Source organism: Alcanivorax sp. 97CO-5 (assembly GCF_000524665.1).
Taxonomy (GTDB): Bacteria; Pseudomonadota; Gammaproteobacteria; order Pseudomonadales; family Alcanivoracaceae; genus Alcanivorax; species Alcanivorax borkumensis.
Genome location: NZ_KI965880.1, coordinates 52521 through 69638 on the forward strand (window position 1 = coordinate 52521; position 17118 = coordinate 69638).

Annotated in this window: 18 protein-coding genes; 5 read left to right on the plus strand and 13 right to left on the minus strand. The window is 55.8% G+C overall.

The genetic code is table 11. The features are described 5' to 3' along the window. The gene (trpE, locus tag Y017_RS04165) at positions 1-1491 is read right to left on the minus strand and encodes an anthranilate synthase component I (protein ID WP_035459153.1); all 1491 of its coding nucleotides are present in this window, start codon (positions 1489-1491) and stop codon (positions 1-3) included. A gap of 337 nt (positions 1492-1828) precedes the next feature. On the opposite strand from trpE, the gene Y017_RS04170 reads away from it, so the two are divergent. From Y017_RS04170 to Y017_RS04180, 3 genes are read left to right on the plus strand one after another with little or no spacing between them, the layout of a single operon-like run. After that, on the plus strand, positions 1829-2284 hold the full coding sequence (locus Y017_RS04170; RefSeq protein ID WP_011589307.1) for an MOSC domain-containing protein: 456 nt from the start codon (positions 1829-1831) through the stop codon (positions 2282-2284). Between the two features lie 4 nt (positions 2285-2288). Further along, positions 2289-2846, plus strand: coding sequence for a DUF1415 domain-containing protein (locus tag Y017_RS04175; RefSeq protein ID WP_035459155.1), 558 nt, complete (start codon positions 2289-2291; stop codon positions 2844-2846). Further along, complete coding sequence (locus tag Y017_RS04180) at positions 2843-3184, plus strand: DUF3301 domain-containing protein (protein WP_011589309.1); 342 nt, start codon at positions 2843-2845, stop codon at positions 3182-3184. Before Y017_RS04175 ends, Y017_RS04180 begins: the two co-directional genes overlap by 4 nt. An 87-nt stretch (positions 3185-3271) precedes the next feature. Here the strand turns inward: Y017_RS04180 and Y017_RS04185 are convergent, their stop codons facing one another. The 7 genes from Y017_RS04185 to cyoA form a co-directional block, all read right to left on the minus strand. Beyond that, positions 3272-3820 (minus strand): response regulator transcription factor, encoded by a 549-nt coding sequence (locus Y017_RS04185; RefSeq protein ID WP_011589310.1) that lies wholly within the window; start codon positions 3818-3820, stop codon positions 3272-3274. Then, positions 3813-5165, minus strand: a complete 1353-nt coding sequence (locus Y017_RS04190) for an ATP-binding protein (protein WP_231483391.1) — start codon at positions 5163-5165, stop codon at positions 3813-3815. Before Y017_RS04190 ends, Y017_RS04185 begins: the two co-directional genes overlap by 8 nt. An 18-nt stretch (positions 5166-5183) precedes the next feature. After that, positions 5184-5897 carry an SURF1 family protein gene (locus Y017_RS04195; RefSeq protein ID WP_231483392.1) on the minus strand — a complete coding sequence of 238 codons (714 nt, stop codon included), beginning with the start codon at positions 5895-5897 and terminating at the stop codon, positions 5184-5186. A gap of 155 nt (positions 5898-6052) precedes the next feature. Next, complete coding sequence (cyoD, locus tag Y017_RS04200) at positions 6053-6448, minus strand: cytochrome o ubiquinol oxidase subunit IV (RefSeq protein ID WP_011589313.1); 396 nt, start codon at positions 6446-6448, stop codon at positions 6053-6055. Next, the gene (cyoC, locus tag Y017_RS04205) at positions 6445-7083 is read right to left on the minus strand and encodes a cytochrome o ubiquinol oxidase subunit III (protein WP_035459162.1); all 639 of its coding nucleotides are present in this window, start codon (positions 7081-7083) and stop codon (positions 6445-6447) included. The genes cyoD and cyoC overlap by 4 nt, the downstream gene beginning before the upstream one ends. Next, entirely contained in the window at positions 7076-9076 is a 2001-nt protein-coding gene (gene cyoB / locus Y017_RS04210; RefSeq protein ID WP_035459164.1) for a cytochrome o ubiquinol oxidase subunit I, read from the minus strand. The genes cyoC and cyoB overlap by 8 nt, the downstream gene beginning before the upstream one ends. A 35-nt stretch (positions 9077-9111) precedes the next feature. After that, a complete protein-coding gene (gene cyoA, locus Y017_RS04215) occupies positions 9112-10125 on the minus strand; it encodes a ubiquinol oxidase subunit II (RefSeq protein WP_011589316.1) in 1014 nt (337 codons plus the stop codon). Positions 10126-10347: 222 nt separating this feature from the next. Here cyoA and Y017_RS04220 point away from each other — a divergent pair, with 222 nt between their 5' ends. Continuing rightward, positions 10348-11655, plus strand: coding sequence for an MFS transporter (locus Y017_RS04220; protein WP_035459166.1), 1308 nt, complete (start codon positions 10348-10350; stop codon positions 11653-11655). Positions 11656-11845: 190 nt separating this feature from the next. Here Y017_RS04220 and Y017_RS04225 read toward each other — a convergent pair whose 3' ends face one another. Continuing rightward, complete coding sequence (locus Y017_RS04225) at positions 11846-12955, minus strand: NADH:flavin oxidoreductase (protein ID WP_011589318.1); 1110 nt, start codon at positions 12953-12955, stop codon at positions 11846-11848. Between the two features lie 253 nt (positions 12956-13208). Here Y017_RS04225 and Y017_RS04230 point away from each other — a divergent pair, with 253 nt between their 5' ends. Beyond that, the gene (locus Y017_RS04230; protein WP_011589319.1) at positions 13209-13670 is read left to right on the plus strand and encodes a helix-turn-helix domain-containing protein; all 462 of its coding nucleotides are present in this window, start codon (positions 13209-13211) and stop codon (positions 13668-13670) included. A gap of 338 nt (positions 13671-14008) precedes the next feature. Here the strand turns inward: Y017_RS04230 and Y017_RS04235 are convergent, their stop codons facing one another. The 4 genes from Y017_RS04235 to Y017_RS04250 form a co-directional block, all read right to left on the minus strand. Then, positions 14009-14611, minus strand: a complete 603-nt coding sequence (locus Y017_RS04235) for an NlpC/P60 family protein (protein WP_011589320.1) — start codon at positions 14609-14611, stop codon at positions 14009-14011. 28 nt (positions 14612-14639) lie between these two features. Next, positions 14640-15314 (minus strand): ribulose-phosphate 3-epimerase, encoded by a 675-nt coding sequence (rpe, locus tag Y017_RS04240; protein WP_035459168.1) that lies wholly within the window; start codon positions 15312-15314, stop codon positions 14640-14642. Positions 15315-15404: 90 nt separating this feature from the next. Continuing rightward, positions 15405-16070 carry an N-acetylmuramate alpha-1-phosphate uridylyltransferase MurU gene (gene murU, locus Y017_RS04245; RefSeq protein WP_035459170.1) on the minus strand — a complete coding sequence of 222 codons (666 nt, stop codon included), beginning with the start codon at positions 16068-16070 and terminating at the stop codon, positions 15405-15407. Further along, the gene (locus Y017_RS04250; RefSeq protein WP_011589323.1) at positions 16067-17071 is read right to left on the minus strand and encodes an aminoglycoside phosphotransferase family protein; all 1005 of its coding nucleotides are present in this window, start codon (positions 17069-17071) and stop codon (positions 16067-16069) included. Before Y017_RS04250 ends, murU begins: the two co-directional genes overlap by 4 nt. Positions 17072-17118 lie beyond the last annotated feature (47 nt).

The following is a 17118-nucleotide window of genomic DNA, read 5'->3' on the forward strand; positions in this document are numbered from 1 at the left end:
TTACTGTCCTCCGTCTGCCAGGTTGAGACCACCCAATGCCATGTTTACCGCTCGGAATACTGCCCGAGCTTTATTCATGGTCTCGTCCCATTCAGACTGCGGCACGGAGTCGGCCACAATCCCTGCCCCAGCCTGCACGTACAGGCGTTGATCCTTGATCACTGCAGTACGGATAGCGATAGCCGTGTCCATATCGCCGTTAAAACCGATATACCCCACTGCGCCCCCGTAGACGCCGCGCTTGGTGGGCTCCAGTTCGTCAATGATTTCCATAGCGCGGATCTTCGGCGCACCGCTCAGGGTGCCCGCCGGGAAGGTGGCACGCAGCACATCCAGCGGCCCCAAATCTTCGCGTAGCTCGCCGTCCACATTGGACACAATATGCATCACGTGGGAATAACGCTCCACGACCATCTGGTCGGAAACCTCCACCTTGCCCGCCTTAGAAACACGGCCAATATCGTTGCGCCCCAAATCAATCAGCATCAGGTGCTCGGCAATTTCCTTCGGGTCCGCCAGCAAGTCTTTTTCCAGCGCCAAATCTTCCGCTTCATTGGCACCGCGTTTGCGCGTGCCCGCCAGTGGCCGCACCGTCGTTCGCCCCTGCTCAGCGCGAGCCAGAATTTCCGGCGAAGAGCCGGCGATATGAAAATCGTCCAGATCCAGATAGAACATGTAAGGCGACGGATTCAGGTAACGCAGGGCACGATACAAATCCAGCGCCGGCGCCTGAAACGGACAACTCATGCGCTGGGACGGCACCACCTGCATCACGTCCCCCGCCAGGATGTACTCGCGGATGGTTTCCACACCCGCCTTGAAAGCGTCTTGCGGAAATTCATGGTGGAAATCGTTTTCGTCCACAGGCTCGCCGTAAACGGTATGTGCCGGCTCCGACAAGGGAGCGCGCAGCTGGCTTTCCAACGCCTCTAGCCGCTGCTCGGCGCGCATCAGTACCCCGTCTTCTTTCGGGTCCACATGCACCACCAGGAACAGCGCCCCGCGCAGGTTATCGAAGACCACCACCTCCTCGGACCGCATCAGCAGGATATCCGGAACCCCTAGCACATCCTCGCCAGGTGCCGGCCCCAAGCGTGGCTCGAAATACCGCACGCTGTCGTAACCGAAATACCCCACCAGGCCGCCATTAAAACGGGGCAAGCCCTCCAAGTCTGGGCTACGATAGGCTTTTCGATACTCTTCCACCCAAGCAATAGGATCAGCCACTTCGTAATGCTGACGCCCCTCTGGGCCATCGACCTGCACCTGCTGACCAGTAATCCGCACCACCTCGGTGGCCGGCAGGCCAATAATGGAATACCGGCCCCACCGTTCGCCCCCCTGCACCGATTCAAACAGGTAGGTGTAGGGGCCAGACGCCAGCTTACGATAGGCCGACAGCGGCGTATCCAAATCCGCCAATACTTCGCGAACCACGGGCACCCGGGTATAGCCCTGCTGGGCAAAACGATCCAGTTCTTGTGGTGACATAATTGTCCTTAGCATTTCGCTACGGCCCAGCACTTAGGCGGACCGCGATCTAGAGCAATAATTGTAGAGGAAAAATAATCAAAAGACGTGTCAGTACAGACACAGGGAGAGCATCACCATCGCCAGCGAGCAGGTGTGAGGAGGAAAAGCGGATTGTCGCTCAGGGCACAGTCCAAGGGACGTCCTTTCTCAATCATTAGTATTGATGTGGATTCTAGCTAATGAGGACGCCAGAGGCTAGACGCTGAAAACTCGGAAGAAACTGCTAAACTGGCGCGTCAATATGTGCGATGTGCGTACTTCAGCGACCGGCCTTAGGCGTCAGCCCAGGAGTTCCATGAGAATCCTCGCCCTTTACACCGCCAGCCAGTCCCGTGGCCCGGTGGAAAATCAGCCTGCGGTACAGCTGCGTGCGGGTTGTGGCATCGTTGGCGACCGCCACTATCGACGCAATGCCAAACCAGAAGAACAAATCACCCTGATCGAATCAGAGGCCATCGACAGCTTCAACCGCGAATATCAGCAACAGGTTGTTCCATCAACCCTGCGGCGTAACGTATTGACCAAAGGGGTTGACCTCAATGCATTGGAAGGGCGTGAATTTCAGCTCGGCAACATCCGCTTGCGCGGCATTGAGCTTTGCGAACCCTGCTCTGTAGTCGGTCAGCTGCTAGCAGGCGATCTAACGCCTAAACAAGTGATCAACGCCCTACTGGGCCGTGGCGGCCTGCGCTGTGAAATTCTATCCAGCGGCGTGGTTCGCGTTGGCGATAATATTGAAATACCGGATTAACGACATGGAAAAAACCTGCCCGATCAACCAGACCCGCCAATGGCTCGAAGAGGTGGTCATCGGCTTGAACCTGTGCCCTTTTGCGCGCAAGCCCTTCACCGCCGGGCAGGTACGCTTTGCCGTTAGCGATAGCCGTAATGTGGAAACCTTGCTGGGGGATCTGCACGAAGAACTGGACCACATGGATCGCGTATCTGCAGAAGAAGTGGACACCACGCTGTTGATCATTACCGACCAGTTAGACGATTTTCTCGACTACAATGACGTATTAGATCTAGCCGATGGCCTGCTAGAACAGCAAGGCTGGGAAGGCACCTATCAAATCGCCAGCTTTCACCCCGCTTACCAATTCGCCGATACCACTGCCGACGACCCGGAGAACTACACCAACCGGGCACCCTACCCGATTCTACACATCCTACGCGAAGCCAGTTTGGACAAAGGGCTCGCCAGCTACCCGAATCCGGAACAGATTCCCGAACGGAACATGGCAACACTCAATGGCCTTAACGAGGCTCAGTGGCAGGCCCTGTTTGGCGGCCTGCCGGGGGCACACCGGTGAACCTGGATCTGTCTGATGTGTTATTAATCACCGCGCTGGTCATGATCGGCGCATTGTTCTGGCGTTCCCACGGCATCCGTGAGCGGGCGTTGGTCGCGACCCGACGCTTTTGTGAGCGACAAAAACTGGAATTTCTAGACGAAAGCGTTGGCCTGGAAAAGCTCACCCTGAGCAAAGATAACCACGGCAAAAGACGCATCACCCGCATCTATCGGTTCGAATTTACCGTCACCGGCGGGGAACGTTACGAAGGCCGCACCGTAGTGCAGGGTGGCGTCACTCAGCGGGTCGAGTTACCTCCCCACCGCTACACCCCTCCGCCGGAAGAGCTTCATTAAATCGGCTAACGTAGATGGGGCTGATGGCAAAGCATGGCCTCCACACTGATCTGAGAACGTGGGCTCGGCCATTGATGTTGGCAGTGTTCACTTAACCCGCTGTTTTTCCAGCTTGCGGGCCAAAGTGCGACGGTGCATACCAAGGCGGCGGGCGGTTTCTGAGATATTAAACCCCGTTTGCGCCAGCGTTTCGTGGATGCGCTCCCACTCCAGAGTCTTGAGATTAGTGGCACGTGCGGTAAGGGACACCTCGGCATTACCCTCCGCCCGGCTGAAGGCCTCTTCAATATCATCCGTATTGGAGGGCTTCGCTAGGTAATGGCAGGCTCCCAGCTTCACCGCTTCCACTGCCGTAGCAATACTGGCATAGCCTGTAAGCACCACAATCAGCATGTCTTCAGCATGCTCGTGCAACGCCTGCACGCAGGCCAATCCAGACGAGTCACCCTTAAGCTTCAGGTCGACTACGGCAAAACCAGGCTCATGGCTTTTTAGCAAAGCCTGCATCGACTCCAAGCTATCCGCATGAATAACTCGATATCCTCGCCTCTCGAACGAACGGGTCAAGGTGCGAGCAAAGGCGTCATCATCTTCTACAATCAATAGCAGTTTTTCGTCCTGCAACGTATCAGTCACCGTTGGTTTCTCCTCTTTCCTGTTTCAGGGCGACCACGGAAAGTGGCAAAGACAACGTTACTAATGCGCCGCCCTGCACCAAATTACTCGCTTTCAGATTCCCCCCTAACGTGCGCAGTACATTCATCACTAAAAACAGCCCAAGGCCACTGCCCGGTCGCCCCTTGCTGGACTGATAGGGGCGACCAAGATTGTCGAGCATTTCCTGTGCGAAGCCCGGCCCCCGGTCTGCCACCGACACCAGCAGGGTTTTACCTTCACGGTACACACTCAGCCGCACCCAATGTGGCGAGGCTTCCAGTGCGTTATCCAATACATTATGAATGCTCTGCCGGAGGGCTGAGTCGGACACGATACTCAGGTCTTCCCCAAACTCATTGCTATAAGAAAAATCTTTCACCGGGCGCGTTTCGCGCCACTCGTCCACCAAATCATCCAGAAACGCGCGTACCGTAGTTCCTTCTGAAGATTCCCCCCGTGCCTCGCCCGCCGATAACAAGATACCGCTAACAATAGATTTGCAGCGAAGTACCTGTGTCTGCATCTCAGTAATTTCCTGGGCCAAATCACCATTGGATTTGAACGGCTCCATGTGCCTCCAGTCACCCAGAATCACGGACAGGGTCGCCAGCGGCGTTCCCAGCTCGTGGGCCGCGCCGGAAGCCAACAACCCCATACGCACAATGTGCTCTTCTTCTGCTGCTCGCTGGCGCAACTGTGCCAGATGCTCGTCACGCTGACGTCGATTACGGGTAATACGGTTAATGAAAACCACTAGCAGCACACCATTGAGCACAAAACAGATAAACATGCCTTCGATATAAAGACTGAATAGCCCTTCGGAATGATCCAACGGCATAGGCAATGGGTGGCCATACCAGGCCAGCCAGCCGAAGCACAATGTGGTGGTCACCAGAATCACCCAGGTAGACCACACCTCCAGCAACACCGCACCCAGAATCACTTGCAGTAAATACAGAAACACAAACGGGTTCGAAGCACCGCCGCTCAACGCCAACAGCATGGTCAGCGTGGCCACATCAATCAGCAGGGAAAGGAATAACTCGGTATTGCCAATGCTCTTTGGCAGCCTCATTCGCAACAAACTGACCGCATTGAGCAACAGCAGACCAAACAGCACCATCAGCATTTGCGCCACGGGTAGCTCAATATCAAAGCCGTAATTAACCACCAAAATAGTGGCGAACTGGCCAAACATGGCAATCCAGCGCAGCTGTATCAGTAACTGCAGGTTCTTGCGGCCGGTCAGGTCGTCGCTACTGCGGCGCAGTGCAGAAAATAACGATCCCGATGGAGGAGTCTTAGAGGGTGAGGACGATGACATGATTTCCATAGCCCCAGTTTAGCGCGTTCGGGGTGAATCCCGTAGCACCAGCCAGGCCGCCAGCACCATGCCGAAGGCAAGGGCAAACCAAGTGATGGCGTAGACTAGATGATTATTACGGAAATGAATGACGGTAAGCCCCCCCACGGGTAGCTCACTGTCATCGGCTTGCGCATCGATAAAATAGGGAGCCACCGGAGACAAACCATTCCGCTCGGCCATGGCCTTCACATCCCGTGAGTACCAGCGATTCTCGTCAGGCACATTATCTCGCAATACGCCCCCGCCCGGATGGCTAAGGCGCAACAGCCCGGTGACAGTGACCAGCTCAGCCGGCGTATATTCACCCGATTGTGCAGCCTGGCGTTGCTGCTGGGGTACAAACCCCTGGTTCACATACACCCAGCTACCATCGGCACGCTGTAACGGTGCCATCAGCCAGTAGCCTTGCCCCGCTTCGGTGGCTGCCGACACCAACGCAACAGCCTGGGGCTGATATCGGCCACGGACACTAACATGAAGATATTCATGGGTGTCCTCACTGACAGTGGGCCAGTCATGTTGCGACGGGGCGAGCATCGCTTCGGCGTGCACCCGAGTGTCCACGCGAGCGATCAAATCTTCCTTCCAGGCCAGCCGCTTCACCTGCCAAACACCCAACGCCACAAACCCAACGAAGGCCACCGCGGTTAACAGCAGAAACAGGAAAGAATGAATACGCCGGCGAGCCATGGTCATGCCTCTTCAAACGTGGAGGGGAGAAAAAGACGGAGACCGGCAACGCCGATCTCCGCCCTACGCATGAGTGCGTGTGAGGTGTTGCGACCGGGGCGTGCATGCCCCCTTGCTTGCTCAGCGTGGTCGGAAGTGCCTATTGCGCCCTCGGGTCAGCATGCCTGAGCATGCAAGGGGGAATGCAGAGACGCCCCCTCCATCATCCCGGGCATCATGTTTACATTCAGGTTATGCATTACCCACAGTGAACCGGCCAAGGTAATAAATACCAGAATCAACGTAAACATCAGCGCCAGCATGTTCCAGCCCCCTTCCGAATGGAAGTTCATGTGCAGGAAGAACACCATATGCACCACAATCTGCACTAACGCAAAACCCAAAATCACCATCACCGTGGTGGCAGAGCTTTCAAATACGCCGCCCATCACCAACCAGAACGGAATCACCGTAAGAATTACCGCCAGCACAAACCCGGTGGCATATTCCTTCAAGGAAACGTGGGGAATGTCCGCGTCGTTATGATCATGATCGTGTGTATGCTCGCTCATGGCAGCACTCCCATCAGATAAACGTAAGTGAACACGCCAACCCAAACCACGTCCAGGAAGTGCCAGAACATGGACAGGCAGAACACCCGGCGCTTGTTTTCCTGAATCAGGCCGTGTTTTTTCAGCTGGAACAACAGCGTCACCAACCACACGATGCCGAAGAACACATGCAAACCGTGAGTGCCCACCAACGCAAAGAAGGCCGTCCAGAAACCACTGGTTTGCGGGCCGGCACCCACGTGGATCAGATGATGGAACTCATACAATTCCAAGCTTAAAAAGCCCAAGCCCAGCAGGCCGGTAACGGCCAACCAGAACATGGTGCCCTTCACCCTGTTTGCCTGCATCTGCAGCATGGCGAAGCCATAGGTGATAGACGATACCAATAACAATGAGGTATTGACGGCAATCAGGCTCAGGTCAAACAGCTCCATGCCTGTGGGCCCACCCGCATAGCTGCGGCTGAGCACCCCGTAGGTCGCAAACAGACAAGCGAAGATCAGACAGTCGCTCATCAGGTAGATCCAGAAACCCAGCAAGGTTCCGTTCTGGGGGTGATGATCCCCCTTTACCAGAAACTCCAGCTGGCCATCGTGCGTGCTGTTCGCGTTAGCCGTCATGGTGTTATCAGACATTGGCAAGCACCCGAGTACGTTCTGCTTCAATCCGCTCTACTTCTTCCGCCGGAATGTAGTACTCCCGGTCGTAATTGAAGGTGTGATAGATCACTGTGCCGATCAGCGCCACAAAAGATACGCCAGCCAGCAGCCACATGTGCCAAATCATGGCAAAGCCGATGGCAACACTGATACCCGAGAGCACAATGCCCGCCCAGGTGCCCTTGGGCATATGAATCGCAATAAAGCCGGACTCAGGACGCTGGAAGCCATGCTGTTTCATCTGCCACCAAGCGTCTAACTGATGCACTCGCGGAGTGAACGCAAAGTTGTAGGGAGGGGGTGGTGACGAGGTGGACCACTCTAGGGTGCGGCCATCCCATGGATCTCCGGTTTCGTCCTTGAGTGACTCGCGGCGCATAAAGCTCACCACCAGCTGAATGATGAAAGACGCGATCCCCACGGCGATCAACACTGCACCAAAGGCGGCTATCTGAAACCAGATCTGCAAGGACATATCTTCAAAGTGGCTGACACGACGGGTTACGCCCATCAAACCGAGTACGTACAACGGCATAAAGGCGAAGTAGAAACCAATCAGCCAGAACCAGAAGGACATCTTGCCCCAGAATTCATCCAGCTTGTAACCGGTGGCTTTGGGGAACCAATAAGTGATACCCGCGAACAGGCCGAACAGCACCCCGCCAATAATCACGTTATGGAAGTGGGCAATCAGAAACAGGCTGTTATGCAGCACGAAATCCACCGGCGGCACCGCCAGCAGCACCCCAGTCATGCCACCAATAACAAAGGTCACCATAAAGCCCAAGGTCCATAGCATGGGCACGTCGAACCTGATCCGGCCACGGAACATGGTGAACAACCAGTTGAATATCTTCGCACCGGTCGGTATCGAGATAATCATCGTGGTAATACCGAAGAACGAATTCACACTGGCCCCCGACCCCATGGTGAAGAAATGGTGCAGCCACACCAAGTACGACAGCACGGTAATTACCACGGTCGCATAAACCATAGAGGTGTAACCGAACAGCGGCTTGCGGCTATAGGTAGACACGATCTCCGAGAAAATACCGAACACCGGCAAAATCAGGATGTACACCTCGGGGTGCCCCCAGATCCAGATCAAATTCACATACATCATGGCGTTGCCACCAAGATCATTGGTGAAGAAAGCCGTGTCCAGGTAGCGATCCATCGACAGCATGGCCAGCACTGCAGTGAGTACCGGGAACGCCGCCACAATCAAGATATTGGTGCACAGGGAGGTCCAGGTGAACACCGGCATCTTCATCAGGCTCATGCCCGGGGCCCGCATCTTGACGATGGTCACCAACAGGTTAACCCCGGATAACAGCGTCCCCACCCCGGCAATCTGCAACGCCCAGATGTAGTAGTCCACCCCCACCCCAGGGCTCTGCAAAATGCCCGATAACGGCGGATAGGCCAGCCAACCCGTCTTAGCAAACTCACCCACAAACAGAGACACCATCAGCAGTACAGCACCACCGGTAGTCATCCAAAAACTGAAATTATTCAGAAACGGGAAAGCCACATCGCGGGTGCCGATTTGCAACGGAATCAGATAATTCATGATCCCGGTCACCAGTGGCATGGCCACGAAAAAAATCATGATCACGCCATGGGCGGTGAAGATCTGATCGTAGTGGTGAGGCGGCAGATAGCCGGTGGCATCACCAAAGGCCATCGCTTGATGAAGGCGCATCATGATCGCATCAGCGAAGCCGCGCAGCAGCATTACCAAGCCAAGGATGATGTACATGATGCCGATTTTCTTGTGGTCGATGGTAGTGAACCATTCATTCCACAGGTAGCCCCACAGCTTATAGCGCGTCAGCGCCGCCAGCACCGCGACTCCCCCCAGCGCCACCATGGCAAAGGTGCTGAGGATGATCGGATCATGGAAGGGGATTGCCTCCCAGGTAAGGCGACCAAAGATCAGTTTGATCAGATCCAGGTTCTCAAACATGGGCGGCACCTACTGCGTTTGCGATCAGGAAAAATTTATTCATGGTGGCCTCCATGGTGCGGGTGGCCGGCATTACCTTCGTGATCTTGATGACCTTCATGGTTAGCCTTGGCATCAGCGTGATGCCCTGCATGCTTATTCATCCCTGCGTGGTACATCATGTCTTCCATACAGACTTGGCCTGGCTCTACACAGCGATTAAAAATGCCGTAGTAAAGTGTTGGATCCACTTCACCGTAATAGCTCACCGGTTCATCAATACTCGGCGCTTCCAGTTGCAGGTATTCATCACGGCTCAGATTTCCCTCGCTGGCCTTCACCTTCGCCACCCAGTCATCGAAGTCCTCTTCGCTTAACCCGTGGAAATCAAACTTCATCTGTGAGTAACCCGCGCCACTGTAGTTAGCCGAAAAGCCTTTATAGACACCCGGCTCGTTGATCACCCCGTGTAGCTTTGTTTCCATGCCTGCCATGGCATAGATCTGCCCGGCCATGGCCGGAATAAAGAAAGAATTCATCATGGTAGAGGCGGTAATCTTGAAGCGAATAGGATGATTCACCGGCGCCGCCAATTCATTGACGGTGGCAATTCCCTGCTCCGGATAGATAAACAACCACTTCCAATCCAGCGCCACCACTTCCACGGTGAGCGGCTCCAGCGTCGCCGGCACCGGTGTGTGCGCATCAATGCGGTCCAGCGGACGGTAGGGGTCTAACTTATGGGTACTCACCCAGGTCATGGCGCCCAGCGCGATGATAATCATGAGGGGAACAGACCAGATCACCAGTTCCAGCACGGTGGAATGGTTCCAATCGGGTTTGTAGTTGGCTTTCGTGTTGGCTTCCCGGTAATGCCAAGCAAACCACAGCGTCAGCACGATCACCGGCACAATGACAAGCAGCATCAAGACCGTGGCCCACACAAGCAGATCCCGTTGTTGCACGGCCACGTCACCAGAGGGGGACATCACGACTGCGTCGCAACCCGCAAGCAAGGCGGTGACAAGCAACGTCAACGACGCTCCACGCAAGTATTTGAATAATTGCATTGGCGAATCTTCTGGTTGGCTTTTAAGTAGCCGGGACTCTATCCAAGGGCATCAGTAGCCGGTATTGGACATTTTGTCCCATAGGCTTAAAGTCTAAATATTCTTGATGGAAATCAATGCACAAAGGAGCCTTTTAATAACGGTTTTCCCACTCAACATTGCTCAAAACATGCAAACCGTTATTCCGAGCCCTAACAACAACTCTGGTGAAGAGCGCAAAACATGTCTCAGACCTCTTCGGCTTCGATGCCGAGCAAACCCGGCCACAGCTCCGTGGCCCCAAACGAAATCGCCGTGGGTGTGGTCATCGGCCGTACCTCCGAGTATTTCGACTTTTTTGTCTACGGCATCGCCTCCGTGCTGATCTTTCCTCAGCTGTTCTTCCCGTTTACCGGTCAGCTGCAAGGAATGCTCTATGCCTTCATGGTGTTTGCGCTGGCCTTTGTGGCACGGCCCTTTGGTACCGCCCTGTTCATGTGGATCCAGCGACAGTGGGGCCGCGGCATCAAACTCACCACCGCCCTCTTCCTTCTCGGCACAGCCACTGCGGGCATTGCCTTCCTGCCCGGTTATGAACAACTCGGCGGCCATGCCATCGTGCTGCTGGCCCTGTTTCGGATGATGCAAGGGATCGCCTTCGGCGGTTCCTGGGATGGCCTCCCTTCATTACTGGCCCTAAACGCCCCCAAAGAAAGCCGCAGCTGGTACACCATGATTGGCCAGCTGGGCGCCCCCCTTGGCTTCGTGATCGCCAGCGCCCTGTTCCTGTATCTTTATAACAGCCTGAGCGCTGCGGATTTCATGAGCTGGGGTTGGCGTTATCCGTTCTTCGTGGCATTCGCCATCAACGTGGTCGCCCTATTCGCGCGGCTGCGCTTGGTGCTAGGCGAGGAATACACCGAAGCCATGCAGGAAAGTGAACTGGAACCCATTCGCACCAGCGAGATGGTGCGAGAGGAGGGCCACAATATTTTTATCGGCTCCTTTGCCGCCTTGGCCAGCTATGCGCTATTTCATGTGGTAACCATTTTTCCACTGTCATGGATTGCCTTCCAGGGCAGCCAGACCACCGCCGAAGTGCTCACCGTACAAGTATTGGGTGGCTTCGTGGGCATCATCGCCACCATCGGCTCCGGCTGGATCGCCGCCCGCATCGGCAAACGCACCACCGTGGGCGCCCTGGCCGCCATGATTGGCGTATTCAGCCTTCTCACCCCACTGCTAATGGGCGGTAGCCCGGTCATGCAAGACACCTTCATTCTGCTGGGCTTTGCTTTGCTCGGAGTGTCCTACGGCCAAGCATCCGGCACAGTGACGGCCAACTTCGCCCCGCGCTTTCGCTACACCGGCGCCGCCCTCACTTCTGATTTCGCTTGGTTGTTCGGTGCCGCCTTCGCCCCGCTGGTCGCCTTGGGCCTGTCCGCCAAATTCGGACTCATGTCGGTGACCGTATACCTGCTATCCGGCGTTATTTGCACCCTGCTGGCGCTAGCCGTTAACCAGTCGCTGGAGGAGCAGGCAGAGGAGTGAGCGACACGCTACGAGCTTGGGCTGCAACACCGTTTGAGGCCCAAGCCACCTGAAACACAAAAGCCAGCGGCAGGAACAAAGCGAAGCGTGTTACTGAAACGAAAGAGGCCGCGTCCAGATCTGGGCGCGGCCTCTATGTTATCGGCCCTGGTAAACCCCGGCCCGCATTTCAACTTTTAACCTTTCACTCTTAACTCAAGCTGCCCAGCGCAGCCTTAGTGAACGGCGCAATTTCGTCTTCCTTACCCTCACGTATTTTCACCAACCAGTTCGGGTCCTGCAGCAACGCACGGCCCACGGCAATTATGTCGAACTCGTCGTTATCCATGCGCCGCTCCAGCTCATCAAGCCCCGTCGGGTTAGCCGTTCCACCCATGCCTTCTGGGCTATTGAGGAAGTCGCCATCCAAACCCACGCTGCCCACAGAAATCACCGGCTTACCCGTAATCTTTTTAGTCCAACCTGCCAAGTTCAGATCGGACCCCTCAAATTCTGGCAACCAAAAACGGCGCGTAGACGCGTGAAACACATCGACACCGGCCTCCACAAACGGCATCAGGAAGCGCTCCAGCTCTTCTGGATTATGAGCCAGCTTTGCCTCGTAATCTTGCTGCTTCCACTGGGAAAAACGCAGCACGATGGCGAAGTCCTCACCTACCGCCTCGCGTACCGCCTTAACAATCTCGATACCAAAACGGGCACGGTTCTCGATGGACCCACCGTACTCATCATCACGCTGATTGGTGCCTTCCCAGAAAAACTGATCGAGTAGATAACCATGGGCACCATGAATCTCGACCCCATCAAAGCCCACCTCTTTAGCCGCCTTGGCAGATTCAGCAAAAGCACGAATCACATCCTGGATATCCGCTTTGCTCATAGCTTCGCCATTTTTTTTACCCGGCTTAAACAAACCGGAAGGCGAATAAGCAGGCACATCCTTGTCCGGGCCAATACCCGGCTTACGCACTGAGCCCACATGCCACAACTGTGGAATGATCTGCCCACCGGCAGCGTGCACCGCGTCCACCACTTTCTTCCAACCCGCCATGGCCTCATCGCCATAAATAGCCGGCACACCCTCATAACCATTGGCGGCCTTGTGGCCCACAAAAGTACCCTCGGTAATGATCAGGCCCACCTCGCCCTCGGCTCGGCGCTGGTAATAGCCCACCACCTGATCATTAGGCACATAACCCGGAGAAAAGGTGCGCGTCATGGGCGCCATGGCCACTCGATTACGCATTTTCAAAGACTTAAGTTCAAAAGGACGCAACAGGCTATCCAGGGAACTACTCATGAGGCTCTCCTAATCAATCTTCGTTTATTCACTCTCTAAGCCGAGCCCGTACCTGGCTCGGCGTGAGCATTGGAGGTAACAAAAAAAGGGGCTAGCAATGGCAAGCACCCTCGCAGTAGCCCTTTCAACCGTATTTTCCCAACAAACAAACAGAATCAGCGCATCCGCCATCATGGGCGGTCAATTCAATTTAGTTGCGTAATAAAACCTTATTTGGTTTCTTAATGCAACCATTCTGATCTATACTGCCGCCATGACACGTAAACGCTTCGACGACATGGGCTGCTCCGTAGCCTGCGCCCTCAATGAGGTTGGTGACTGGTGGTCCCTGCTGGTGGTCAAGCAGGCCATGCTGGGCACCCGCCGCTTTGTGGATTTCCAGCATAGCCTGGGCATCGCCAAAAACATCCTCTGCAACCGTCTATCGCGGTTGGTGGATAACGGCGTTATGGTGCGTGTGGACGTGGGCGAACACGGCAAGCGCTACGAATACCGCCTCACCGACAAGGGCCGGGATCTGTTTACCGTCATCACCGCCCTGCGCCAGTGGAGCGAACGCTGGAACGGCGAGAAAGACACCATGAAACTGGTGGACCGCCAAACCGGCGAACCGCTGGCCCCGGTAGCGGTTCACAACCAACAGGGCCAGGCTCTCACCGTGCGGGATGTGCGGTTTGTAGATCCGCAAGGGAAGCCGTTGGAGGAAGCGGGTTGACCACCGTCTCAGTGCTACAAAAACGCTGAAACAACATCGTCGCCACGCTACTATCCGACTCGCAAGCCACCTAACAGCAACAGCCCCCTACAGCGAGCTCCATCGCCCTCTTCTAAAAAAACACCAATCAACCACTTACAAATTTATGTAAGCCATATCCTACATATTCAGCTTGCGTGAGGGTGAAAACGGGCAGGAATTCGATAAACAATGAGGCTGGGGCAGGAGGTGTCCTGGCGGCAAGGGGCGCGCGCTTTTCTAGCGGGTTTAGTCTTGGCTGTGATTTCGGGAGACGCTGGGAATCCGGGGGATTTCTTAAGAGTAATATCGAACGTGTGCTACCGATTCACCAACCGCCGAGCCTGCCAATAGCGCTGACTCCAATAGGGGTTGTGCAGCGACGACTGCATCACCCCCTTACTCACCGACGCATGCATAAATTCATCGCCCCCCATGTAAATTCCCACATGGCGATTGCCAGGCCCAGTGCGGAAGAACACCAGGTCACCCACACGAATGTCACCGCGCTTTACCTTTTTCCCGCTTTTCAGCAGCTCAAGGGTGGTGCGCGGGACTTCCATACCCAAGCGCGACTGAAAGGTGAGGTAGACGAAGCCGGAGCAGTCCACGCCGCGGGGGCTCAGACCACCGTAACGATAGGGGACACCTTTCCAGTCTTCGTGCTGAGCTTCCAGTGACATAAGCAGGGGGGGCGGGGGCGCTTCGGACATTACTTGCGCCACTAGCGCATCCAATTCCTGCTGGGCTTGGAGATCCGGTGCGGTGCCGACAGTTGCCGAGCGAGTGGGAGCAACAGGGGTTTGCACGGATGGAGGCGCGCCAGCCGGGGCCCTGCCGGCACAACCGGCCAGCAGGAGCAGCAAACAACAAAGTGAAGGAATGGCGTAGCGCATGGAGGGATAAGGCAACATTATGACCATTCGGTTCCCTCCTGAGCGCCCTAGGCCGTTAAGCCTGCGCCAGCTCATCGCGCATTTGCTGGATAACGGCGGCGTAATTTTCTTTACCGAAGATGGCCGAGCCGGCCACGAAGGTATCGGCGCCGGCAGCGGCCACTTCGCGGATGTTCTTTTCAGAGACGCCGCCGTCCACTTCCAGGCGGATGTCGTAGCCGCTAGCGTCGATCAGTTGGCGCACAGCGCGGGTTTTATCCAAGGTAGAGGGAATAAACGTCTGGCCGCCATAGCCTGGGTTCACACTCATCAGCAGGATCATATCCAGCTTGTCCATCACGTATTCCAGGCAATCCGGGCGTGTCGCCGGGTTGAGCACCAGCCCAGCCTTGCAACCATAGCTCTTAATCAGCTGCAGGGAACGGTCCACGTGCTGGCTGGCTTCCGGGTGAAAGGTGATGTAGCTGGCCCCGGCTTCGGCGAACATGCTGATCAATTCATCCACCGGGCTGACCATAAGGTGCACGTCTATGGGGGCGCTGATGCCGTGGTCGCGCAGGGCCTTGCAGACCATGGGGCCGATGGTCAGGTTAGGCACGTAATGGTTGTCCATCACGTCAAAATGGATCACATCGGCGCCGGCCGCCAGCACCGCATCGCACTCTTCGCCTAAACGGGCAAAGTTGGCGGCAAGGATGGAGGGGGCGATCAGATAGTCCTGCTTGGGCATGACAATTCCTTAAAATGCATGAGTTGTGACAGCGTCACTGTGGAGCGGTGATTGCACCGATCTCACAAAACAATCAATTTCAGTACTGGATCAGGTGCCGCTGAGCAGTCGATCCAGTTCCGCGAGACGTTCCGGGGTGCCGATATCCCACCACTGCCCTGCATGATGCTCGCCGCTGGCCGCATCGTCGGCCATGGCCGCACGCAACACCGGCGCCAGCTTCGCTTCACCGTCCGCTAACTGCGCAAAAATAGCAGGGTCAAAACGGCCAATACCGGCATAGGTGAGCTTAGGCTCGGCATTATCGCGCAAGCGGCTCGTGTCTGTCAGATGAAAATCCCCTTTCGGGTGATGTTCCGGGTTATTCACCAGCACCAGATGCACCGGGTCCGGGCGATTATCCACTAGCCGAGTCAGGTCAAAATCGGTCCAAATATCTCCGTTAATCAGCACAAACGGCTGATCGCCCAGCAACGGCAGCGCTCGCTTGATGCCCCCAGCGGTTTCCAGCGGTGTACCTTCATGGGAGTAAACAAGGGGAATGCCGTAGCGAGTACCCTCTCCCAGGAAGGCCACCAGCTTCTCGCCCAACCAACCGGTATTAATCACTAAGGATTCAATGCCGGCATCGCGCAACGCTTCAATATGATATTCGATCAACGCCTTGCCCCCCGCCTGCAATAGCGGCTTGGGGGTGTGGTCGGTGAGCGGGCGCATGCGCTTGCCGTAGCCGGCGGCCAGGATCATGGCCTTCACTGGTTGTCCTCGATCTGATCGAGAACCCACTGTAGATCGCAAAGCTCCGGGCGCCGGGCGATGACCGTGCGCAAGTAAGCAAAGAAACGCGGCACATCGCCCAAATACTTGGGCTTGCCATCGCGGTGGCAGATACGCGCAAAAATACCGATCACCTTGATATGACGCTGGGCGCCCATCAGGTCGCAATCGCGCAAGAAGGTATCGAAGTCCGCCGGCACCGGCAGCCCTGCCGCCGTGGCCTTGTCGAAATACTCGCCCAGCCAGCCAAGCACGCGCTCTTCTGGCCAGCTCAAAAAAGCATCCTTAAACAGGCTGATCACGTCATAGCTGATGGGGCCGGCCACCGCATCCTGAAAATCGATCACCCCAGGATTCGGGTCGGACACCATTAGATTACGCGGCATATAATCGCGATGCACAAATACCTGCGGCTGCGCTAAGGCTGAACGAATCAGCACATCAAACACCCGGTCCAACCGTTGGCGCAACTCTCCGGTGACCACCTTTTCACGATGGCGGAACAGGTACCACTGGGGGAACAGTTCCAGCTCCCGTTGCAGCAATGCTTCATCGTACTGCGGCAGCCCCGCGGTATCGGCATGCAATTGCTGGGTAATCAGGGTATCGATGGCAGCGCTATACCACTCATCGGCATTAGCCTCATTTAGGGCGTTCAGCCACGTCTGCGTGCCCATATCGCTGAGCAACAAAAAGCCCTGCTGCAAATCCTGATGAACAATATCTGGCACATGCAGACCTGCTCGTTTAAGGCGCCCGGCGATATCCACGAAAGGGCGACAATTTTCCTGTGTCGGCGGCGCATCCATGGCCACCAAGCTGCTATCCCCATGAAAATAACGGAAATAACGACGGAAGCTGGCATCCGCTGACGCAGGCTCACCAACCACTGATTCTCCAAGGTAAGCACTTACCCATTGGTCGATGGCGTGTTTTCGCGGGTCCGAAGTTACTCCGGATTTACTTTTATCAGGCTGCATTGCCTTCCTTGTTAGATTACACTGCCGCTTTTGGTGGAACGGAAAGC